At 68.4% G+C, this 21,789-nt stretch carries 21 protein-coding genes; 8 read left to right on the top strand and 13 right to left on the bottom strand.

What is annotated here, in order from left to right:
* Positions 1–40 precede the first annotated feature (40 nt).
* The 3 genes from NN2_RS25690 to NN2_RS25700 form a co-directional block, all read right to left on the bottom strand.
* A complete protein-coding gene (locus tag NN2_RS25690) occupies positions 41–493 on the bottom strand; it encodes a gamma-glutamylcyclotransferase family protein (RefSeq protein WP_063016633.1) in 453 nt (150 codons plus the stop codon).
* A 241-nt stretch (positions 494–734) separates the two neighbouring features.
* Positions 735–1,529 (bottom strand): MBL fold metallo-hydrolase, encoded by a 795-nt coding sequence (locus NN2_RS25695; protein ID WP_030517255.1) that lies wholly within the window; start codon positions 1,527–1,529, stop codon positions 735–737.
* Between the two features lie 60 nt (positions 1,530–1,589).
* Entirely contained in the window at positions 1,590–2,498 is a 909-nt protein-coding gene (locus NN2_RS25700; RefSeq protein WP_063016634.1) for a hydrogen peroxide-inducible genes activator, read from the bottom strand.
* A gap of 133 nt (positions 2,499–2,631) precedes the next feature.
* Between NN2_RS25700 and NN2_RS25705 the strand changes: the two genes are divergently transcribed.
* The 3 genes from NN2_RS25705 (at position 2,632) to NN2_RS25715 (ending at position 4,568) form a co-directional block, all read left to right on the top strand.
* Positions 2,632–3,219, top strand: a complete 588-nt coding sequence (locus tag NN2_RS25705; protein WP_030517257.1) for a peroxiredoxin — start codon at positions 2,632–2,634, stop codon at positions 3,217–3,219.
* A 24-nt stretch (positions 3,220–3,243) separates the two neighbouring features.
* Positions 3,244–3,783 (top strand): alkylhydroperoxidase, AhpD family, encoded by a 540-nt coding sequence (ahpD, locus tag NN2_RS25710; RefSeq protein WP_063016636.1) that lies wholly within the window; start codon positions 3,244–3,246, stop codon positions 3,781–3,783.
* 89 nt (positions 3,784–3,872) lie between these two features.
* A complete protein-coding gene (locus NN2_RS25715; RefSeq protein ID WP_030517259.1) occupies positions 3,873–4,568 on the top strand; it encodes a PhzF family phenazine biosynthesis protein in 696 nt (231 codons plus the stop codon).
* Here NN2_RS25715 and NN2_RS25720 read toward each other — a convergent pair whose 3' ends face one another.
* From NN2_RS25720 to NN2_RS37420, 4 genes are all read right to left on the bottom strand, one after another.
* Positions 4,569–5,219 (bottom strand): DUF5134 domain-containing protein, encoded by a 651-nt coding sequence (locus tag NN2_RS25720; protein ID WP_063016639.1) that lies wholly within the window; start codon positions 5,217–5,219, stop codon positions 4,569–4,571.
* 124 nt (positions 5,220–5,343) lie between these two features.
* The gene (locus NN2_RS25725; RefSeq protein WP_063016641.1) at positions 5,344–6,567 is read right to left on the bottom strand and encodes an aminotransferase family protein; all 1,224 of its coding nucleotides are present in this window, start codon (positions 6,565–6,567) and stop codon (positions 5,344–5,346) included.
* Between the two features lie 127 nt (positions 6,568–6,694).
* A complete protein-coding gene (locus NN2_RS25730; protein WP_063016643.1) occupies positions 6,695–7,327 on the bottom strand; it encodes a Pr6Pr family membrane protein in 633 nt (210 codons plus the stop codon).
* A gap of 119 nt (positions 7,328–7,446) precedes the next feature.
* On the bottom strand, positions 7,447–7,635 hold the full coding sequence (locus NN2_RS37420; RefSeq protein WP_156511469.1) for a hypothetical protein: 189 nt from the start codon (positions 7,633–7,635) through the stop codon (positions 7,447–7,449).
* Positions 7,636–7,773: 138 nt separating this feature from the next.
* On the opposite strand from NN2_RS37420, the gene hrpA reads away from it, so the two are divergent.
* Positions 7,774–11,883 (top strand): ATP-dependent RNA helicase HrpA, encoded by a 4,110-nt coding sequence (hrpA, locus tag NN2_RS25735; protein ID WP_063016645.1) that lies wholly within the window; start codon positions 7,774–7,776, stop codon positions 11,881–11,883.
* Positions 11,884–11,915: 32 nt separating this feature from the next.
* On the opposite strand, the gene nrdR is transcribed toward hrpA, so the two are convergent.
* From nrdR to NN2_RS25750, 3 genes are all read right to left on the bottom strand, one after another.
* A complete protein-coding gene (nrdR, locus tag NN2_RS25740) occupies positions 11,916–12,392 on the bottom strand; it encodes a transcriptional regulator NrdR (protein ID WP_063016647.1) in 477 nt (158 codons plus the stop codon).
* A 160-nt stretch (positions 12,393–12,552) separates the two neighbouring features.
* A complete protein-coding gene (locus NN2_RS25745; RefSeq protein ID WP_063016649.1) occupies positions 12,553–13,806 on the bottom strand; it encodes a hypothetical protein in 1,254 nt (417 codons plus the stop codon).
* Positions 13,807–13,943: 137 nt separating this feature from the next.
* Complete coding sequence (locus tag NN2_RS25750; RefSeq protein WP_063016651.1) at positions 13,944–14,435, bottom strand: LysM peptidoglycan-binding domain-containing protein; 492 nt, start codon at positions 14,433–14,435, stop codon at positions 13,944–13,946.
* A 287-nt stretch (positions 14,436–14,722) separates the two neighbouring features.
* On the opposite strand from NN2_RS25750, the gene lexA reads away from it, so the two are divergent.
* Positions 14,723–15,493: a transcriptional repressor LexA gene (lexA, locus tag NN2_RS25755; protein ID WP_030517267.1), complete on the top strand. Its 771-nt coding sequence runs from the start codon at positions 14,723–14,725 to the stop codon at positions 15,491–15,493.
* A gap of 86 nt (positions 15,494–15,579) precedes the next feature.
* Here the strand turns inward: lexA and NN2_RS25760 are convergent, their stop codons facing one another.
* Both NN2_RS25760 and NN2_RS25765 read right to left on the bottom strand, forming a co-directional pair.
* A complete protein-coding gene (locus NN2_RS25760; RefSeq protein WP_063016674.1) occupies positions 15,580–16,569 on the bottom strand; it encodes a cytochrome c oxidase assembly protein in 990 nt (329 codons plus the stop codon).
* Between the two features lie 68 nt (positions 16,570–16,637).
* Complete coding sequence (locus tag NN2_RS25765) at positions 16,638–17,651, bottom strand: cation diffusion facilitator family transporter (RefSeq protein ID WP_063016653.1); 1,014 nt, start codon at positions 17,649–17,651, stop codon at positions 16,638–16,640.
* Between the two features lie 344 nt (positions 17,652–17,995).
* Here NN2_RS25765 and NN2_RS25770 point away from each other — a divergent pair, with 344 nt between their 5' ends.
* From NN2_RS25770 to NN2_RS25780, 3 genes are all read left to right on the top strand, one after another.
* Positions 17,996–18,331, top strand: coding sequence for a histone-like nucleoid-structuring protein Lsr2 (locus tag NN2_RS25770; protein WP_030517270.1), 336 nt, complete (start codon positions 17,996–17,998; stop codon positions 18,329–18,331).
* A gap of 175 nt (positions 18,332–18,506) precedes the next feature.
* Entirely contained in the window at positions 18,507–19,805 is a 1,299-nt protein-coding gene (locus NN2_RS25775) for a diguanylate cyclase domain-containing protein (protein WP_063016655.1), read from the top strand.
* 5 nt (positions 19,806–19,810) lie between these two features.
* Positions 19,811–20,623, top strand: a complete 813-nt coding sequence (locus tag NN2_RS25780; protein ID WP_169812447.1) for an SAM-dependent methyltransferase — start codon at positions 19,811–19,813, stop codon at positions 20,621–20,623.
* 9 nt (positions 20,624–20,632) lie between these two features.
* On the opposite strand, the gene NN2_RS25785 is transcribed toward NN2_RS25780, so the two are convergent.
* Positions 20,633–21,643, bottom strand: coding sequence for an alpha/beta hydrolase (locus NN2_RS25785; RefSeq protein ID WP_063016659.1), 1,011 nt, complete (start codon positions 21,641–21,643; stop codon positions 20,633–20,635).
* Positions 21,644–21,789 lie beyond the last annotated feature (146 nt).

The raw sequence follows: 21,789 nt of genomic DNA on the forward strand, positions 1-21,789 counted from the left end.
CCGCACACCTGCCTCGCGGTCTATGGCCGTCCACCGACGCTCAGGCGCGCTCCTGCCGCCACTGGGCCGTGCGCTCGACGTAGCGGTCGAGGTGGTGGGAGACGAACACTTCGGGCAGCCAGTCGTTGCCCGTGACCGCCGACGACCAGACGAAGGTCCGCACGGGTTGCTCGTAACCGATCAGCTCGATCGGGCGCAGATCGTATTCCGGATCCTCGAAGGCTTCGATGGTCCGCCAGTCGGCCGCGGTCAGCCCGCGCAGGACCAGCCCGCCCGCCATTCGCCCGGGTTCGGCCACCAGCCCCGGGTAGAGCCGCTGCGGCAGGGCCGCGACCCGCCAGCCCCGCGCGACCGCGACATCCATCTCGGGCGTGCGGCCCAGCAGCACATCGAGCACGGGACCGAATTGCAGGGTGCCGTAGGCGAACAGGTCCGGGCCGGGATCGTCGGGACGCGCGCGGCGTTGCGGCGCGGGCTTCTTCGCCGCGGTCACCGGATCACCCCTCCGGCATCTCCGGCGCCCTCCGCGCACCTATCCGTCGTTACGTCGAACCATCCGTTCCTACTCGCACACCCGTATCGCATCCCTCCACTGTGCCGAATGGGCGAGCGGCGCATCACACCGGGTAAACGTGACCTACATCACAGGTTACGTCGTCGCTGGTCACGGGTTGCCGAGAAGTCGCCAGACCGGGAAACCCTCCTTCCGCGGGATGCGCGCGGTAGCCCTCGCGCTATCCGACGGGCCGCACAGAATTCCCGGTGACCCGGGCGAACAGATCAGGGTCGTGCGAGTTGACGATGGTGATCGCATTGCCGTGGGCGCGGCCCAGTTCCACCAGTCGCCGCCGGTTCTCCAGATAAGCCCCGCGCACGATCGAGCCCAGTTCGAACGACCACCAGAACAGCGGTGTCTTCGGCCCGGCCGGGTCGATCTCGCTCGCGACGTAGAACGCGTCACCGGCGTGCAGCAGCCAGCCCGACCCCGTGTCGACGGCGACCCCGACGTGACCGCGCGTGTGGCCGGGCAGCGGGACGACCAGGATTTCCGGCGGCACGCCCGGCAAATCGCGCACCGCGCGGAAACCGAACCACTCGTCGGTGCCGTCGAGTTCGTTGACCATCCAGCGCGGCCCGTGCGACCACTGCGCCGCCCGGTAGCGCAGTCGCTCCGACAGCGTCCGCCCCGCGGTCGCCGCGCGGAATTCGGGCCCGTGCACGTGAATTGTCGCCTCGGGGAAATCCGCCAGTCCGGCGGAGTGGTCGAGGTCGAGGTGCGTGAGGATGATGTGGCGCACATCGGCGGGGTCGTAGCCCAGCGCCTGGATCTGCCGGATTGCGGTGTGGTGCTCGGCGGGCCGGATGCCGAGCAGAAAGCGGCCGGGGCCGACGAAGCGGCCGGGATCGCGCACACAGTCGAGCCCGAATCCGGTATCCACCAGCACCAACCCGGTCCTGGTCTCGATGAGCAGGCAGTGGTCCACCATGCCCATGGCCATGGTGCCGCAGTTGAGGTGATGAATCCGCACGCGACGAGCGTTCCAGACGCCCACCGGCCGGTCAATCGGGATGGGAGACCATGGAATTTCTCATATCGGGCGTTGTGCCCGAATGATTTCCGCCAGCTGTTCGTAGTCCTCCACGCGTGCGGTCGAACCCCGGAAGACCAGGCCGATGGTGCGCCCCGGCGCGGGCGCGGCGAACCGAGCGATATCCAATGTGCCACGGGAGGTTTCGGCCGCCACGGCCATCTCGGGAATCAGCGTCACCCCGAGCCCTCCGCCCACGCACTGCACCACCGTCGTCAGCGAGGCCGCGCGAGTATCGCCGACCGGCCCCGGGCGCACGTCCTGCGACCGGCACAGATCCAGCGTCTGGTCACGCAGGCAGTGCCCCTCGTCGAGCAACAGCAGCGGCAACTCGTCCAGGGCCGCGGGCTCGATGTCGCTCCGCCCGGCCAATTCGTGGCCGAGGGGCGTGACCAGGACGAATTCCTCGGTGTAGAGCGGGATTTCGACCATGCCGGTGGCCTCGGACGGCAGTGCCATCATCGCGACGTCGAGGACGCCGCTGCGCAATCCGTCGAGCAGCCGGGCGGTCTGATCCTCGATGACATGCGGCACCAGAGCCGGCAACCGGCGGCGCAGTTCCGGCAGCAACGCGGGCAGCACATAGGGCGCGACGGTGGGGATGATGCCCATGCGCAGGGTGCCGCCGAGACCGTCGCCGGCCGCGGTGGCGACGAAGCGGTCGGCGGCCTCGAGCGTCGCCATCGCCTGCGGCAGCAACCTTTTGCCCGCGGCGGTCACCAGCACCCGGCGGGTGCTGCGCTCGATCAGCTGCAGGCCCAAACCGTTTTCCAGTGATGCCAGTGCCTGCGATAACGTGGGTTGGCTCACATTCAGATGAGCCGCGGCGGTCCCGAAGTGGCGGTATTCCGCAATCGCCACGAACGCACGCAGCTGTGACAGGGTGGGCTGATAAGTCTGATCAGTCACGCCTATCAGTATAGTGCAACTGATCACCTTTACCTTTTATTGGTTTTTGGGCATGATCGACAGCGAAAGCTTCGACGGTGTCCCGCACCAGGGCGACCCGTCACCCGTGCCCCACTACGACGAAGGAGACAACATGGCTCTGCTGACCATCGGCGACCAGTTCCCCGCCTACAACCTGACGGCGGTCATCGGCGGTGACCTGTCGAAGGTGAACGCGCAGCAGCCCGACGACTACTTCACCCAGGTCTCCAGTGACGACTACGCCGGCAAGTGGCGCATCGTCTTCTTCTGGCCGAAGGACTTCACCTTCGTGTGCCCGACCGAAATCGCCGCCTTCGGCAAGCTGAACGAGGAGTTCGCCGACCGCGACGCCCAGGTCCTGGGTGTGTCGGTCGACAACGAGTTCGTGCACTTCCAGTGGCGCGCCCAGCACGAGGATCTCAAGACCCTCCCCTTCCCGATGCTGAGCGACCTCAAGCGTGAGCTCGTCACTGCGACCGGCGTGCTCAACGCCGACGGTGTCGCCGACCGCGCGACCTTCATCGTCGACCCGAACAACGAGGTCCAGTTCGTCTCGGTGACCGCCGGTTCGGTCGGCCGCAACGTCGACGAGGTGCTGCGCGTGCTCGACGCGCTGCAGTCCGACGAGCTGTGCGCCTGCAACTGGAAGAAGGGCGACCCGACCATCGACGCGGGTGAGCTGCTGTCCGCGAGCGTCTGATCACCGAAAAGGAAGTTCCTGCCCGTGTCTGTTGAAAACCTGAAGAATTCGCTTCCCGAATACGCCAAGGACCTCAAGCTCAACCTGTCGTCCATCGCACGGTCGACCGTGCTGAACGAACAGCAGCTGTGGGGCACCCTGCTCGCCGCGGCGGCCGCCACCCGGTCGGCCACCACCCTGCGCGAGATCGGCGAGGAGGCCGCCGACACCCTGTCCGCGGAGGCCTACAACGCGGCACTGGGCGCCGCCTCGATCATGGGTATGAACAACGTGTTCTACCGGGGCCGGGCGTTTTTGGAGGGTCGTTACGATGATCTGCGCGCCGGGCTGCGCATGCAGATCATCGGCAATCCGGGCGTCGAGAAGGCCGATTTCGAGCTGTGGTCGTTCGCGGTGTCGTCGATCAACGGCTGCCAGCACTGCCTGGAGGCCCACGAGCACACCCTGCGTGAGGCCGGTGTCTCGCGCGAGGTGATCTTCGAGGCGCTGCGCGTCGCCGCGATCGTGGCGGGCGTCGGCCAAGCCGTGCAGGCCAGCGAGACGCTGGCCGCCGCGACGGTCTGAGGCACCGTCGAGACGCATTCCACCGGATGCCCCGCCCCGTCCATCGGGGCGGGGCATCGCGCGTGTTGCTCCGGGTACGCTGGGGCAGCATGAGCCAATGGGAAAGCGACGGCACACAGGTCGAGGTGGTTCGGGTCTTCACCGACGTCACCGGCCGGCTCGGTAACCCACTGGGCATCGTGCGCGCGGGGGCCGTGGCCGCGATCGATCACCAGTTGCTGGCGGCGCGAATCGGCCACAGTGAGACGGTGGTCGTCGACGATCCGGTGGCCGGGCGCGCCCGGATGCGCATCTACACCCCCGCACGGGAGCTGCCGTTCGCGGGACATCCGACGGTCGGCGCGGCATGGTGGCTGGCCGATCAGGGGCATCCCGTGAAGATCATCGACGTGCCCGCCGGTCCCGTCGAAATCCAGATGCTCGACGACGGCCTGGTCTGGATTCGCGCCCGCGCCGAATGGGCGCCCGAATTCACCTTCGACGAATTCTCCGACGCCGCCTTCCTAGACACGGTCGACCCGCGCCACTTCACCGACGGCCAGCATTACGTGTGGGCTTGGACGAACGAGGCGCGCGGCGCCGTGCACGCGCGAATGTTCGCTCCCGCCTTGGGAATCGCCGAGGACGAGGCGACGGGCGCGGCCGCGATCGCACTCACCGCGAAATTGCGCCGCAGCCTGATCATCACCCAGGGCGCGGGTTCACAGCTGTTCACCGAATGGGATTCCGACGGCTGGGTGCGTCTGGGCGGACGTGTCGTGGCCGATCACCCCATACTCCTCTGATCAGGCGACGGCGGCGATCAACATATAGGCGGTCCCGAGATCCATCACGACGTGCGGAACGGCGCCGAGGGCGCCCGGTGTGCCGGACGGATGCGAAATACTGTGCCGCAGTGCGGTTCTCGTACGCGGGAACAGCAGCAGTAGGCCGTCGAGCGCGAACAGCGCGGCCACGATCGAGACGGGTACGACCGGCGGGCCATCCGCACCGCTCATATCCGGGTGCCCCATACCGTGATGATGTCCGGCCATCACCCACAGCATCGCCGCGGCCGCGACCAGGTGGTAGACCACCGCCGGGAGCCGGAATTCGGCGCCGTCGCCGCCGGATGCCGTGCGCCAGTGCGCGATTCGCACGATCGACAGGCCCGCGTACACGACGATCATGGCGATGAGCACCCCGCGGATCGCATCGGGCGCGGCAGCCACCGGGAACAGCAGCATCGCGAGCATGACCAGGCACATCACGAGATGGGCCGCATCGGATTCGTGCGCGTCGACCTCGCTCGGCCAGGTTCCCGGCCGCTGGTCGCTCGCGTGTCCCGGCGTCACCGGCACCGCCACATGCCGTACCAGAACGATGCCCGCCGCGGCGACGAACGCCGTGACGACGCCCCAGCGCAACACCTCGTGCTCGGTCACGAAAGACCCCACACCCCACCACCTTCCGCCGCGGCGCGTTCGCCTTCGCATCCATGCTCGCACGGCGCGACGATGGGCACCGCCCATCCGGCGGCCCGGAGGCACTGAAGAGGCAGCCGTGGGGCAGACCGTGCGCTCAGCCCAGCGCGCGACCGATCGCCGCCGCGAGCTCGCCGATCTGCTCGTCGGTCATGACGAACGCCGGCGAGATCTGCAACGCGCCCTGGCCGGCGGACCGGGTGGAAACGCCTTCGGCGCGTAGCGCTTTCACCATGGCCGGTCCCTCGGACGGATCGGCGAGCTGCACCCCGGCCACCGCGCCCAGCCCACTGCGAACCTCCGCCACGCGCGGATGTCCGGCCAGCGGCGCGAGGTGGTCGTGCAGCAGCGATTCGATGTTCTTGCTGGCGTCGAGCAGATGCTCGCGTTCGATGATGTCGAGATTGGCCATCGCCGCGGCGGCCGATCCGGCGTGGCCGCCGTAGGTGTAGCCGTGCCGGAACCACACTCCGCCACCGAAGAACGGTTCGGCCACTCGCGGTGCCACGAAGACCGCGCCCATCGGCAGATAGCCGGACGTCAGGCCCTTCGCGGTGGTCATCAGGTCCGGTTCGAGCCCGAAACGAGTGGAGGCGAACCACGATCCGCCGATCCGCCCGAAGCCGGTGACGACCTCGTCGGCGACGAACAGGATGTCGTTGTCGCGGCAGAGGCGGCGAACCTCGGAGAGATAACCCTCCGGTGGCAGATACACCCCGCCCGCCCCGATGATCGGCTCGCAGAAGAACGCCGCGATCCGATCGGCACCCACCTCGTCGATCAGCGCCCGCAGCGCCTGCGCCTGATCGAATTCCACCGTGCGGGTATCGGCCATCAGCTCGCCGTATCCCTCGTGATTGCCCTCGATGCCGGCCAGCGCCGTTCCGGCGACGTGCATTCCGTGATAGGCCAGCCGGCGGCCGACGAGCAGCGTCTTGTCCGGACGGCCCTGCTCGCGCCAGAACCGGCGGGCGAGTTTGGCGGCGGTGTCAACCGAATCGGATCCACCGGAGGTGAACATGATCTTGCTGCCGGGCACCGGCGCCAGCTCCGACAACCGCTCGGCCAGCCGCTGCGTCACCGGCGCGGTCAGATCGCCGAAGTTCGAATAGTGTGCGAGCGTCGACAATTGCGCCGCGACCGCGTCGGCGATCTCGCGGCGGCCGTGACCGACATTGGTGAACCACAGCCCCGCCGTCGCATCGAGATACCGTCGCCCGGCCTCGTCCCAGATGTAGGCGCCCTCACCGCGGGCGACCACGAAGGCGCCGTCGCGCTCCACCGCGCCCATATCCGCGAATCCGTGCCACAGCGCACCCATGCTCGGCTCCTCTGCCCGTCGTCCAGTGGCGATGGGCATACCCGATCGCCCGCGCCGCCAGACTACCCGCGCTACGCCCGACGAGGCCGGGTCGTCCGGCCCGCGCAATCGACCGGCAACCGCAGGGTCAGACCGGAACGGGGGCCTCGCGACGGTTGTGCAACGACCCCAGCCGCGCCACCGCGATCGCCAGCAGCGCGATCACCGCAGCCAGCATCACCACCCCGATCAGGAGCGAGACATACCCCTGCACTCGGGGGTCCAGGAACGGATACGGATACCAGTCCACGATCTCGCCGCGGACCAGGCTGTAGGCGCAGAAGGCGAGCGGGTAGATCAGCCACCCGCCGATCAGCGCCGCCGAGACCCGCAGCCGCGCCGGCACCAGAATCCAGTCGGCGACCAGCACGATCGGCAGCACCCGATGCAATGTGTCGTTGATCCACTTGGCGGTGAGCATCACATCGATGTTCGCCAGCAGCACCGCGTAGATCACCCCGGTGATCAGCAGATACAGCGTGGCCGCGCCGCGCACCACCTGCCAGCGCCGCGCCGCCGGATCCAGCAGTCCCCCGATCAGCAGAACCAGCACACCGGCGATATTGGATTCGATGGTGAAGTAGCTCACGTAGTTGCCGAGCGAGAATCCGGGCGATCCCCACGCATGGAGCGGAATCCACAGCAGCGCAACAATTCCCAGCACACCGAACGCGATCCGCAGGATCCGGATCCACATCGGCGTTCCCGCACGGGCGATCATCGTACGATCCTCGCATACCGGTCGGCCCGCCAGGCGATTTCACCACCGGCGCCCCGGCCACCGGCAGACGACGAACCCTGCCGCCGGCGTAATCCGGCGGCACGGAAGGTCTTCCGGGTCTAGGCGGATCCGACCGGCGACGTACGCTGCCTCGTCGCGGGCTCGGCTGCCACCGGCCGGCGCAGCGTGTTCGACGCGGTCGTCGCGACCGCGCGCACCCCGTCGCGGACCAGAGCGGCGATGCCCAGCAGCACCGATGCCACGCGCAGTCCACGGACCCACATCGGCGTTCCGGAACCAGCAGTCATGATCCGATGGTGACACAACCGGCCCCCGCCGGGTACCAAGATCATCCGATAGCAACGATTCGGTTATCTTCATCGTCCGGCGCCTCGGCCAGCGCGGGAACGGGCCGGACGGCCGGTTTCGCTACGCTGGTCGATGCAATGACCTCGACTGCCACCACCCGCGAGCTGCGCGCTCGCCTGGCCGACCTCTCTCTCCGCGACGAACACCGGCTGCGCCGACAACTGGACAAGGCACACGGCAACGACGGCGAGATCGAGCGGCTGGAGCGTGAGATCGCCGCCGCGCAGGCTCGCATCGACACCCGCCGCGGCGCGGTCCCGGCGATTCGCTATCCCGAACAACTGCCGGTCTCGGCCCATCGCGACGATATCGCCGCGGCGATCGCCGCCCATCAGGTCGTCGTGATCGCGGGTGAGACGGGGTCGGGTAAGACCACGCAGATCCCGAAGATCTGCCTCGAACTCGGGCGCGGGATCCGCGGCACCATCGGCCACACCCAGCCGCGGCGGCTCGCGGCCCGCACGGTGGCCGAACGCATTGCCTCCGAACTCGATACCGAGCTCGGCGACGTGGTCGGCTACACCGTGCGCTTCACCGATCAGGCCTCCGATCGCACCCTGATCAAACTGATGACCGACGGCATCCTGCTGGCCGAAATTCAGCGCGACCGGCTGCTGCGTCGCTACGACACGATCATCATCGACGAGGCGCACGAGCGCAGCCTCAATATCGACTTCCTGCTCGGCTATCTGAAGTCGCTGTTGCCGAAGCGTCCGGATCTCAAGGTGATCATCACCTCGGCGACCATCGACCCGGAACTGTTCGCCCGTCATTTCGCCGATGCCGACTCCGGGGAGCCCGCGCCGATCGTCGAGGTCTCGGGGCGGTCCTATCCGGTCGAAATCCGGTATCGCCCGCTGGCTCCGGACATGGCCGGCACCGACGACGAGGACGACTTCGAGGAGGAGCCGGCGCCGCGTCGCGCCCGGCAGAGCGGACGCGGCAGCGCCGAGGACGCTCGCGACCAGACCGATGCCATCGGCGACGCGGTCCGCGAACTGCTCGCCGGGGGCGACGGCGACGTGCTGGTATTCCTGTCCGGTGAGCGCGAGATCCGCGATACCGCCGACACGCTGCGCGATCTGAAACTGCCGCGCACCGAGATCGTTCCGCTGTACGCACGCTTGTCGGCGGCCGAACAGCATCGAGTCTTCCAGCCGCACACCGGCCGTCGTGTGGTGCTGGCCACCAACGTCGCCGAGACCTCGCTCACGGTGCCGGGTATCCGCTACGTGGTGGATCCGGGCACCGCGCGCATCTCCCGCTATTCGATGCGCACCAAGGTGCAGCGCCTGCCGATCGAGCCGATCTCCCAGGCCTCCGCACGGCAGCGTTCCGGGCGCTGCGGACGCGTGGCCGACGGCATCTGCATCCGGCTCTACTCCGAGGAGGACTTCGAGGCGCGCCCCGCGTTCACCGAACCGGAGATTCTGCGCACGAACCTGGCCGCGGTCATTCTGCAGATGACCGCACTGGGGCTCGGCGACATCGAGAGCTTTCCATTCGTCGAGGCCCCGGACCGGCGGGCGATCCGCGACGGTATCGCGCTGCTAGTGGAACTCGGCGCTCTCGGGCGCCCTGCCGAGGCGCCCGTGCCGGCTCGCGGTGCGCGCCGTCGCCGCGGACGCGGCAGCGAAGGCGCCACCGGGGGCCATGTGCGCGCGCCGGAGGGCGGGGACGAGCTGGCACTCACCGCGGTGGGACGGCAGATGGCCCAACTTCCGGTCGATCCACGGATGGCGCGCATGCTCGTCGCCGCCGAGGCGAACGGATGCCTGTCCGAGGTGCTGGTCATCGTCGCGGCGCTGTCGATCCAGGACGTGCGGGAACGGCCGGCCGAATTCCAGCAGGCCGCCGACACCAAACACGCCCGCTTCACCGTCGAGGGCTCGGATTTCCTCGCCTATCTGCGGTTGTGGGACTATCTGCGCGGACAGCGGAAGTCGTTGTCGTCCAATCAGTTCCGGCGACTGTGCCGCGACGAGTTCCTGCACTACCTGCGCATCCGGGAATGGCAGGATCTGCAAGGGCAGCTGCGCACCATCACGAAAAGCCTCGGCTGGTCGGCCGCGGAATCGATCGCGCCGCAACAGAATCCGGAAGCCCTGCCGTGGGACGGGGACTCGATCCATCGCGCGCTGCTGGCGGGCATGCTGTCGCATATCGGGGTGCGCGAGGCCGAATCGCGGGAGTTCCTCGGTGCGCGCGGCGCGAAGTTCATGATCTTCCCCGGTTCGGCGCTGGCGAAGAAGCCGCCGCGCTGGGTGATGGCGGCCGAACTGGTGGAAACCTCGCGACTGTGGGGCCGGATGGCCGCACGGATCGAGCCCGAATGGGCCGAACGGCTCGCCGGCGATCTGGTCAGACGCAACTACTCCGAACCGCACTGGTCATCCCGGCGCGGCGCGGCGATGGCCTACGAGCGGGTCACCCTCTACGGCATTCCGCTGGTCACCCAGCGCCGCGTCGACTTCGGCCGCATCGATGCCCAGCTGTCGCGGGAGCTGTTCATCCGGCACGCACTGGTCCAGGGCGAATGGCAGACCCGGCACCGGTTCTTCCACCGCAACCGCGAGCTGCTCGACGATGTGGCCGATCTGGAGCATCGGGCACGGCGGCGCGACATCCTCGTCGACGACCAGGTGCTGTTCGATTTCTACGAGCAGCGCATTCCCGCCGACGTGGTGTCGGTGCGGCATTTCGACAGCTGGTGGCGCAAGGCCGAGCGCGAGGATCCGCATCTGCTGGACTTCTCGACCGCCACCGTGGTCAATGCGCAAGCGGCCCAGCTGGATCCGGCCGCCTACCCGGACAGCTGGCGGCAGGGCGAGCTGACTTTCCCGCTCACCTACCAGTTCGAGCCAGGACAGGCCGACGACGGCGTGACCGTGCACATCCCGGTCGCCCAGCTCGCCCACGTTCGTGCCGTGGGCTTCGACTGGCTGGTTCCCGGCATGCGCGAGGAACTCGCCGCCGCACTGATCAAGACCCTGCCGAAACAGCTGCGCCGCAGTGTCGTTCCCGCGCCGGACTTCGCGAAGGCCGCGTTGGCGCGGCTGACTCCGCGCGCGGAACCATTGCGCAGCGGACTGGCCCGCGAATTGTCGGCACTGGCGTCGACCTCGATCGCACCGGCCGACCTCGACCCCGCCGCGCTGCCCGATCATCTGCGGATGACGTTCGCCGTCGCCGGTCCCGACGGCGCGCACCTCGCCCGTGGCAAGAGCCTCGCTACCTTGAAAACTCAGCTCTCCCAGCAGATTTCACAGTCGGTGGCGAAGGCGACGAGTGCTGCCGAGAAGGCGCCGGCGACGGTGTGGACGGCGCAGACGCTGGGCACCGTGCCGCAGACCGTTCGGCGTGAGGTCGGCGGCCAGACCATTACCGGCTATCCCGCGCTGGTCCGCGAGGGCGACGGGGTGGCGGTGCGAGTGTTGTCCTCACCGGCGGCACAGCGTGCCGCGATGCGCACCGGAACCCGCGCGCTGCTGCTGCGCGAGATGCCGGCCGCGCAACGCTCGGTCACCTCGGGGCTGTCGGCCGCCGATCGCCTCGCGTTGAGCCAGAACCCGTACGGATCGCTGGAGGCACTGCTCGACGACTGCCGCGCCTGCGCCGCCGACGAACTGATCGCCGCACACGGTGGCCCGGTGCGCAGCCCGGAGCAGTTCACTCGGCTCGTCGAGCAGGTTCGACCGCAGTTCGCCGGTGCGGTCGCGCGCATCCTCGCGCTGGTGGTTCCGGTGCTGGCGGCCGCGCACCGGGTGCGCACCGCCCTGGCCGACACCACCGATCGCGATGTCGCCGACGATGTCGCCGGGCAGCTCGACGACCTGGTCTTCGCCGGTTTCGTCAGCGAATTCGGCAGTGCCCGGCTGCGCGAGATCCCGCGGTATCTGCACGCCGCCGAGGCACGACTGCTCGCGTTGCCGGCCTCGGCCGACCGCGATCGCCTCGGCGCGGCCGAACTGGATCGGGTGCACACCGCCTACGCGCGGTTGCTCGACCGCCTCCCGGAGGCGCGTCGCACGGCCGCCGACGTCACCGAGATCTGGTGGATGATCGAGGAACTGCGGGTGAGCCTGTTCGCCCAGCAGCTGGGCACACCGTATCCGGTGTCCGCCAAACGAATCGTCAAGGCCATCGACGGCATCGGCGCGGCGCCCGCCGGCGCGCGATCCCGCTGACCACCGGTCCCGCTGATCACCTGGCGCGTTGATCAGTCGGCGCCGGCGCTCACCGATCGTTCGGCGCGATGGCGGCGCAGGTCGGCGATCTCGCGTTCGAAATCGTCGGCGGAGCTGAAGGACCGGTAGACCGACGCGAAACGCAGATAGGCGACCTCGTCGAGATCGCGCAACGGCCCGAGGATGGCCAGACCGACTTCGTGGCTCGGCACCTCCGGAGAGCCCTTCGCCCGCACCGCATCCTCGACCTGCTGGGCGAGCAGGTTCAGGGCATCGTCGTCGACCTCGCGCCCCTGGCAGGCGCGGCGGACACCACGGATCACCTTCTCGCGGCTGAACGGTTCGGTGACACCGCTGCGTTTGACCACCGAGAGGATCGCGGTCTCGACCGTGGTGAAGCGGCGACCGCACTGCGGACACGCGCGGCGGCGCCTGATCGCGCTGCCTTCCTCGGCCTCACGCGAGTCGACCACCCGCGAATCCGGGTGCCGACAGTACGGGCAATGCATCCGGGATCCTTCGTCGATGCCTGCGTCGGTTCGCGACGAGCTGCCTGCCCTCGACCTTGTTCCGCCGATACAGCCGCACTCACCACGTATGTCCTGAGCGTCTTTCAGGATACCCGGACGGTGTTCGGCACGGCCCATGCGGACCCGCGACCGGGGCCGCTCACGCCGTCAGTTGCCACTGGCTCGTCAGGTCGGTGAGCAGATCCGGCAGGCGATTCAGCAATCGTCCGGCGGCGAGATCACCGGCGAACGGCACCGACAGCACCTGGCGGGCCAGACCCGGAGTGGCCTGCATCCGTTCGTAGCACGGCACCAGGTCGCCGGTGATGTAAGTCCAGCGCGGGTCGCGGTCGGCCCAGTTGAAGTCGGGCAACGGGGTGCGCAGCGTCATCGTGCGACCGTCGACCTCCGCCGAGACGGTGGTCGGTGCGAACACACCGGGTGCGCGCACGCCGGGTACCGCCGGCTTTGCCGCCACGGTGCTGACGTAGGTCATCACCCGGCCCATCGCGCCCCGCCCCTGCGATGTCACATCCCATTGATCGGCGATGATCTGATTCTGTTCGCGATCGGTCATCCGCATCAGCGCGTCGTTGTATCCGGTGACCGTGCCGGTGGCGAGCGAGCGCCAGGCCTGGACGGCATTGTCGTCGAGCACGCCGGCGGCGTACATCTCCTCGATCGCGGGCAACCCTCCCGCGACATAGGCCTCGTGCATCGGCACCTGGTCGAGGAAGATGTGCTTCTGCATGATCATCAGCCGGGTCTGGAACCATGCCAGATCCTCGGCGGTGAGCCGGGGCCCCTCGCTCGCCAGGAGCCGGATGTCGGCGGGTAGCGCCGCGACGAGCTGCGGCGGTGTGGCTCGCAGCAGATCCGCGACCGCGCCACCGAGCTGATGAATACCCGGCACGCTGAGAATTGTTGCCACGTCGCTCATGTCGAAGAAGCCGGAGGCGAACGAGCCACCCGCCAGTCCGGCCAGCCCGGTCCAGTAGAACTCGGGGTGGGCGGTCGTCAGCCGCAGGTAGTTCACGTAGACCTGGGTGAAGGTGCGCGAATTGGCGGCAACTCCCCGGATCGGATCCCACGCGGCCAGGTCGATATCGGCACCGGCGGTCGCCACCGTGAGCCAATACTGATGTAGCAGTGCCGCATACCGCGACGGTGCGACTCCGTCGGCGCGGGCCTGGTCCAGCGCCGCGCGCAGCGTCGAAATGTCCAGCGGCAGCTCGGGATTCAGGCCACCGGCGCTCTCCCCCGCCCCGTTCACCACGGGAATGTCCAGATATGCGGTGTATCCCGCCTCCGCGTGTACCGCCGGCGCCGCGGCACCGGCGATGACGAAACAGATGAGCAGTGCGGCCGCGTGTGCGAACAGTCGCGGCAGCGCCCGCTGGAGGGTGTGCGCCATGATGCCTCGTCCTCGAAATTTGTTGGCGGCGAATGTAGCCCCGATCACATTCCGAGCAGAGTAGCAACAGGTTTCAGTTCTGGATCAATAAATCCGGCCACGCGGATTCGCAGTCATCCAGGCCTCCGACCACGGCTTTATCGCGATGCCGGAACCACGAGAGTGCGTCCGGCGGCCACCTCGGCGCCGCGTAATCCGTTCAACTCCACGATGCGGGCCACCGTGTCGCGCACCGGATCTCCCGGCGCCACCCGCTGCGCGAGGTCGGCCAGCGACTCACCGGGCTGCACCTGGACGGTCTGTGTGGACGCCGGGCCACCCGCGTCGCGCAGCTGCGCCACCCCCATCAATCCACAGACCGCTGCCGCGGTGAGCAGGGCGGTCGCCGCGAGGGTCGCGAGTCCGATTCGGGCTTGTTCCACCCGCTGGAGCGGATGGGGCCCGCGGGCCGGCGCGGCGGCCGGCACTCGGTCGTAGCCCGCCACGGCGTGCGGGCGATACGGGCCGCGGGGACGCCGCAGGTCGGCCCGGCCGTGGCGCCGGACCGGCCGCACGGTGCGGACGGGGGCACCGCCGGCCGAACCGGTCCGGGTGCCGATCGTGCTGAATTCATCGACCGCGGTACGCATCTGACGACCTCCATGAATGCTGTGACGAGTGCTGGGCTGATGGATCACAGGGATATGAGAGTGGTGGCGTATTCGCTCATCTGTTCGACGAACTGATGTTCGAATTCTTACCACGCCGGACCGACAAAGTCACCAGCCACGCCGACATGCGTCGAACAGATGTTTGAAACCTGGCCGCGGGCGGACTACATTCGAAACACGCGATCCGGCGGCGCCGGCAGAACCCGGCGCCGGCAGAACCCGGCAGACACACGCCCCGGCAGACAGACGAATGGAGGACGGCGAGCGTGAGCGAACGTACGGTGGTCGGACACGAGGAGGCGGCCGGAAGCGGCACGGTCTCCCCCGACGGCGCCCCGGCGCCGGCCGGTGACACCGAAACCCCCGGCAACGGAGCGGATCTCACCGTCCGCCAGCGCAAGGTACTCGAGGTCATCCGGACCTCGGTGAACGAACGCGGCTATCCCCCGAGCATCCGCGAGATCGGAGATGCGGTCGGACTCACCTCCACCTCCTCGGTCGCGCATCAGCTCCGGGCACTCGAGCGCAAGGGGTATCTGCGCCGCGATCCCAACCGTCCCCGTGCGGTCGACGTCCGCGGCCTGGACGAGACCGCCGTGCGCGCGGCCGGTGCCGCGCCGGTGCTGCGCGCGGTGGCGACCGAAACCTCCGACGCGACCCCGGCGCCCACCTATGTGCCGGTGCTGGGCCGCATCGCCGCCGGTGGGCCGATCCTCGCGGAACAGGCCGTCGAGGACGTGTTCCCGCTGCCGCGCGAACTGGTCGGCGAGGGTTCGCTGTTCCTGCTGAAGGTCGTCGGCGAATCGATGGTCGACGCGGCGATCTGCGACGGCGACTGGGTGGTCGTCCGCCAGCAGAATGTCGCCGACAACGGCGATATCGTCGCGGCGATGATCGAGGGCGAGGCGACGGTCAAGACGTTCAAACGCACCGGCGACCAGGTCTGGCTGATTCCGCACAACCCGCTGTTCGATCCGATCGACGGTAACGACGCCCAGATCCTGGGCAAGGTCGTCACGGTGATCCGCAAGATCTGAGTGCACAAGATCTGAGTGCGCGAGATCCGGGTGCGACAGCCCGGCCGGCGGCAGGAAGCGGTGGCCGTCCGGACGGGCGCATTCCGTCAGCGCCGGAAGCGGTCGCGCAGCACGGGATCATTTTCCCACCACAGGCCGCTCTGGACCGGTGCCTCCGCGCTCGCCGTCGCCGCGGCGGGCGCGGGCGAGGTCCGCCCGTCCGCGTCGGCCGGTGGCGCCGAAAGCTCTTCGGCCGCATCGAGTTCGGCGTCCATTTTCGCGGCGTTGCGTCGTTCGTCGGCCGCCCACGATCGCATCAGCGTCAGCAGGTAGGGCAGGCCGAGCACGTCGCCGAGCACCCAGATGATGCCCGCGCCGATGATCTGATCCATGCGTAGATCGGGGCCCCACGTCCGGCCCACCTCGGTGTAGTAGTCCACCGCGACCAGCGGCCCGAACCACAGCACCAACCCCAGCACCCCGTCTGCCAGCGACTCGAAAACCGTGATCAACAACGAGAGAGCCTGCGAATAGCGGTGCGGCACCGGATCGGTCTGCAGCCGCGAATAGAAGTACAGGAAGCCGACGGCCACCAGCAGCATTCGGGTGAGCGCATCGACCACGCCGTGCCGCAGGACGGCTTCGTACCACGGGGTCAGGATCAGCAGCCAGGGAGTGGCCAGGATGGCGATCGAGGAGACCAGCGGATAGGTCACCACCCGCGCCGGCGCCGAGGCCAGCACGCGTTCCATCCTCGCTCGTCCGGCCGCGCCCAGCGAATCCCGCACCACGGTCAGCGGCCGCCCGGTCGCCAGGCCGAACGGAACCACGTAGAGCAGCAGCAGGATCTGCAGTGCCCGCATCCAGAAGAGGGTCCCGGAATACACGCCGATCACGCTGATGCCGGTCAGCAACCACACTCCGAGGCCGACCGCGCCGAACGCCCAGCTGCGTCCCGCCGACTCCGTGCTACCGCGCCGATCGGCGCGCCGGCGAGCCAGGCCGTAGCCGAGCCCCAACGCCGCGGTCACCACGATGGTCGAGGTGTCCCAGCGCCATTCCTCGATGACGGACTGCACGGTCAGCGGCGTGTCTATCCATCCCACGGCAGCCAGTATCCACCCGGCGTCCCGGGGCGTTTGCGCCGGTCCGGCGGGGTGTCCGGTTAGTTCCGATTACCGGATTCGTGGGCGTGCGCGACACCCTGCGGCCGGTGCGCGGGGCCGTGCGACTCAGCACAGTGGCCACTCGAACCGGCCCCGAGTTCGATCAGTTCGGGCTGTGCGTGATCCACCTGCAGCGTGGCGTGCTCGATGTGATGGTCGGCGGCCAGCCACTGCGCCAGATCCTGACGCACCGCATGACAGTCGCGGCCGGGCTCGACCAGCACGTGCGCCGAGAGCGCCGGAGACCCCGAGGTGATTTCCCAGATGTGCAGGTCGTGCACCTCGACCACCCCGTCACGGGCGGCCATGCCCACACCCACCGCAGCCGGGTCGATATCGGCCGGGGCGGCCTCGAGGAATATCCGGCTCGACGCGCGGACCAGGCCGACGCCCGCCTTGACCATCAGCGCGACCACCACCAGCGTCGCTATCGCGTCGGCGCGTTCGAATCCGGTGACCATGATGATCACTCCGGCCACCGCGGTCGCGAGGAAGGCGTAGAGATCGGTGAGGATGTGCTGGAACGCGCCCTCGACATTCAGGCTGCTGCGATTGGCCCGGGAAATCATCCAGGTGGCGGCGAGATTCACGACCACACCCACGAGCGCTGTGGCGAGGACGAGCTCCCCGGTGACCGACGGCGGCTGGATCAGGCGGCGGATCGCCTCGTAGAACAGCCAGGCCGACAACACCAGCAGCGTCAGGCCGTTGGCTTGCGCGGACAGGATTTCGACCCGCTTCCAGCCGAAGGTCATCCGCCCGGCCGGTGGTCGCGCCGCGAGACGAATTGCCCACAGCGCCAACGCGATCGAAGCGGCGTCGGTGAGCATGTGCGCGGCATCCGACAGCAGGGCCAGTGATCCGGCCACCACACCGACGACCACCTCGCCGAGGAGGAAGACCACGATGACCGCGAGCGCCCCGGCGAGCCAGCGCCGATCGCTGTCGGGAGTGGCGTGCGCATGACTGTGCGCATGCCCGTGGCCCGAGCCGTGTGTATGTCCGGCGCCCATGCCCGAAACTCCTCTCCGTCGCTTCGCTCGTCATCATATGCATACATCGCTATGTGTGCAATATCCCCTGCTCCGCGCCCCGAGGCCCGGCAGCCGGGTACCCGCGCACCGCATCCTTTATCCGAACCGCGCGATCCGAACTCCCGAGTAGTGTCCGAAGACCGCGAGCATTCCGATAACTTTTGCCGCGCCCGCACTAAATGCGTCCCGCCGATTCTTTTCGCATTCCGGGAACATTCACGATCGAAAACGCCCGAATAGCACCGGATTCACTACGGCCGGTCGCACTACGGTACGGTATACACAATCCCAGTTGCTCCGTGTCAGTGCGAAAGGGCTCGATCATGGCCAAGAAAGTCACCGTCACACTCATCGATGATTACGACGGGAAGTCCAAAGCGGATGAGACCGTGCAGTTCTCGATCGACGGTGTGGCGTATGAAATCGACCTGTCGACATTGAATGCCGGGAAGCTGCGCGGGGCACTCGAACCCTGGACGGAAAAGGCCCGCAAGGTCGGCCGCTTGAAGTCCGGCGGCGGCACCCGCACGAAGTCCGCGGCCGACCGCGAGCAGACGGTGGCGATCCGGGAATGGGCCAAGAAACACGGCTATAACGTCTCCGCGCGCGGCCGCATTTCCTCCGAGGTTGTCGCCGCCTATCACAAAGCGAGCAAGTAGCCGGCATCCGATCTTTCCACCGAGATCGCACACCGTACATACCGAGCGGGCCCGCAGCATCACGCCACAGCCGTGATCTTGCGGGCCCGCTCGGCGCGGTAATCTGGTTCTCTGGTTCGGCGCCGCGCCGTACTCACAAGTCGCTGGGAGTAGTTCCGAGGCGGGGTTGGTGTGCATGACAGGGGAAACCGGGGTCGGTGAACTGGCTCGGCGATGGCGTATCGCGATCGCCGACACCGGTTTCGTTCCCATGTCCATGCGCGAGCTCGAGCACCTGCTGCTGGGGTTGCTCCAGCAGCTCGTCACCATCGTGCGGGCGGAACCGTTCGACGCGGCGCCCGCGGCCGCGATCGGCGCCGCGCTGGTGCGCGCCAACCTCACCGATCCGCAGGTCATGCCGCGCTCCGCCCGCGCGCTGACGCCGCTGGCCACCACCGCCTTCCCCCCGGGCGATCGGGTGCTCGCCGTACTGGGTGAGATGGCCCGCGGATATACCGAGGAGTTACTCGCCACCCGGGCACGGCATCAGGAAATGTTGCACTCGGCGATGGCCGATGCCCGCAATGCCGCCGAGGCGCGATTCCGGGTGGTATTCGACAATGCCGCCATCGCCATCGGCATCGGTGACGCCGAAGGCCGGGTGGTCGACGTGAATCCGGCCATGGCCGCGATGCTGGGCGTGAGCCGCGAGTATCTGCTCGAACGCGGGGTCACCGATCTGATCCATCCGGACGATCGAGTGGAATTGCGGCGCCGCGTGCTGGGCGAACTTTTGCACGCCGGCTCGGGCACGGTCCGGATGGAATTGCGCTATCCCCGGCCCGAAGGTGTCGACGGGTGGGCCACCTGGGCGATCACCCTGGTGCCGGCGACCGGCGGGCGCGCGGCCTATCTGCTGGTGGTCGGCGAAGACACCACACAGCGGCGGGAATTGCAGGCCGAATTACATCGCCAGGCCCGCCTGGATCCGCTCACCGGCCTGCCCAATCGGCGGCAACTGGTGGAAGTGCTCTCGGCCATCATCACCGACGCCGAGACCGAGGACTGCATCGGCTTGTGTTTCATCGACCTCGACGGATTCAAATCGGTCAACGACACCTACGGCCACGGGGTGGGCGATCGCCTGCTGGTCGCCGTCGCGGACCGGCTCTCGGCGGCCGTCCCGGCGATCCTGCTGGCCCGGGTGGGCGGCGACGAATTCGTCGGGCTGGTGCGGCCGACCTGCGATACCGAGCACATCGCCACGGTCGCGCAGCGCCTGCTCGACGCGCTGGCCGACCCCATCCCCGTCGACAACCACGACCTGATGATCTCGGCCTGTATCGGCGCGATCGTCACCCCCGTCACCGGCACCGACGCCGAGCGGCTGCTCGATGCCGCCGACGCCGGACTCTATCGCGCGAAGGCCAGCGGACGCAACCGCTGGGTCCTTCATGCGACCGATGTCGCCGCCCGGGTGCGCGGCCTAGGATGAGCTGCGTGCAACCTCTGTTACCCGACTGGGCGGCCGACGACATCGACCCCAGGATTCCCAGCCCGGCGCGAGTTTACGACTATCTGCTCGGAGGATTCGCCAATTTCGAGGTGGATCGGGCGGTCGCCGCGCAAATGATCGAGGTCATTCCCGAAGTCCCGCGCACGGCCCGCGCCAACCGCGCGTTTTTGCAGCGTGCGGTGGGTTTTCTCGCCGAGGCGGGTATCGACCAATTCCTCGATCTGGGCTCCGGAATTCCGACCGCGGGCAACGTGCACGAGATCGCGCAGCGCGTCGTGCCGGGCGCGCGAGTGGTCTATGTCGATATCGATCCGGTCGCGGTGACCATGAGCCGCAAGCTGCTGGCCGACAATCCGAACGCCACCGCGGTGCACGGCGATTTCACCGATATCGATGGGGTACTGGAGCATCCGCAGGTCCGGGAGCTGCTGGATTTCGACCGGCCGGTCGCCGTCCTGCTCGTATCGATGCTGCATTTCGTCGCCGACGACGCGCTGGCCGCGACGGTATTCGAACGACTGCGCGACACCATCGCCTCCGGAAGTTATCTGGCGCTGTCGCATCTGACCAGCGAGGGACCGCCCGAGCAGATGGACCGCATGCTCGCGGTGACCGAACGCGTCACCGGCCGGGGCGATCGGCTGCGCACCCGCGCCGAGATCATGGAACTGCTCGGCGATCTGGTCCTGGTCGAACCCGGCCTGGAATATCTGGCCCGGTGGCGACCGGATCCGGACGAGCCCCTGCCGGAGGTCCGGCCCCTCGACGGCTATGCGGGTGTGGCCCGCAAGCCCTGATCCGGGCTGCTAATCGGCGAGCGCCCGTGCGATCATCGGCCACGCCTCGTGCAGGGACCGCTCCCAGTACGGCCAGTCGTGCAGCCCGCCCGGCGTGTAGCGGTAGGTGGCGGGAATTCCGAGAGCCTCGGTCGCGTCCTGCAGCCGCCGGGTGCACTGCGCGACCACCGATTCCAGCGCACCGCCTCCGGCGGGATCGGCGACAGCCGGGCCGTTCGTCGCACCGCCGGGGCGCGGCACCCCCGCGGTCACGAAAAGCTCTGTCCCCCGGAGCTTTTCCAGATTCGCCGCGGTGCTGGGATCGGCGTCGTTCCAGCCGGGCGAACCGTCCGGGCCCCACATGTTCCACGGATTTCCGCCGCCGGAGGCCACCACCGCCTGCACGAAGCGCCGGCCCGGATCGGTTCCGGTCTGGGCGCATCCGCTGAACGACCCCACCGCGGCGTACAGTCCGGGAGCAGCCTGCGCCAGCGCGAGGACCGAGGTCGCCGACATCGACACCCCCGCAATCGCATTGCGGCCCGAGGTGCGCAGCGCGGCGTCGACGAGCGGCGGCAGTTCCCGCGTCAGGAAGGTCGTCCATTCGTTGCGGCCCAGCACCGGATCGTCGGCGAGCCAATCGGTGTAGTACGTGTAGCGGCCGTCGAGGATGTTCACCACGGTGACGTCCTTGTCGGCGGTGAAAGCGTCGATGTCGGTGCGGGTTTCCCACGAGGTTTCGATGCCGCCGGTCCCGATGCCGTCCTCCGCGCCGTCGAGCAGATACAGCACCGGAGCCGGCCGCGAGGTGTCGACCGGGCGCAGTACCCGCATGCTGATCGTGCGGTCCATGGCCGCCGAGTACACGACGAGCGTGGCGTGGCGGGCGTCGATATCGATGATCCGGTCGATCCGGGATCCGTCCGCAGACGCCGATCCGTCGGTCGCCGCGGCGACGCCGCTCGACAGCGCCACCACGGCCGCCAGCGCCAGGCACAGCACCGCCGGGCGCCGGTACCGTGACCCGAATCGCCTGCTCATCCAGCTCACACATCCTTTTCCGGCGGGGTCCGGCACCGTTGTGACGCGGGACAGCCGCTGGCTCAACGATCGGGGCGGTGGACGACGTTCCGTTCCGGACTGCGACGCACATCACGCATCGGACGATCGGCGGCCAACTCACAACC

The organism is Nocardia nova NBRC 15556, assembly GCF_001613005.1.
Taxonomy (GTDB): domain Bacteria; phylum Actinomycetota; class Actinomycetes; order Mycobacteriales; family Mycobacteriaceae; genus Nocardia; species Nocardia nova.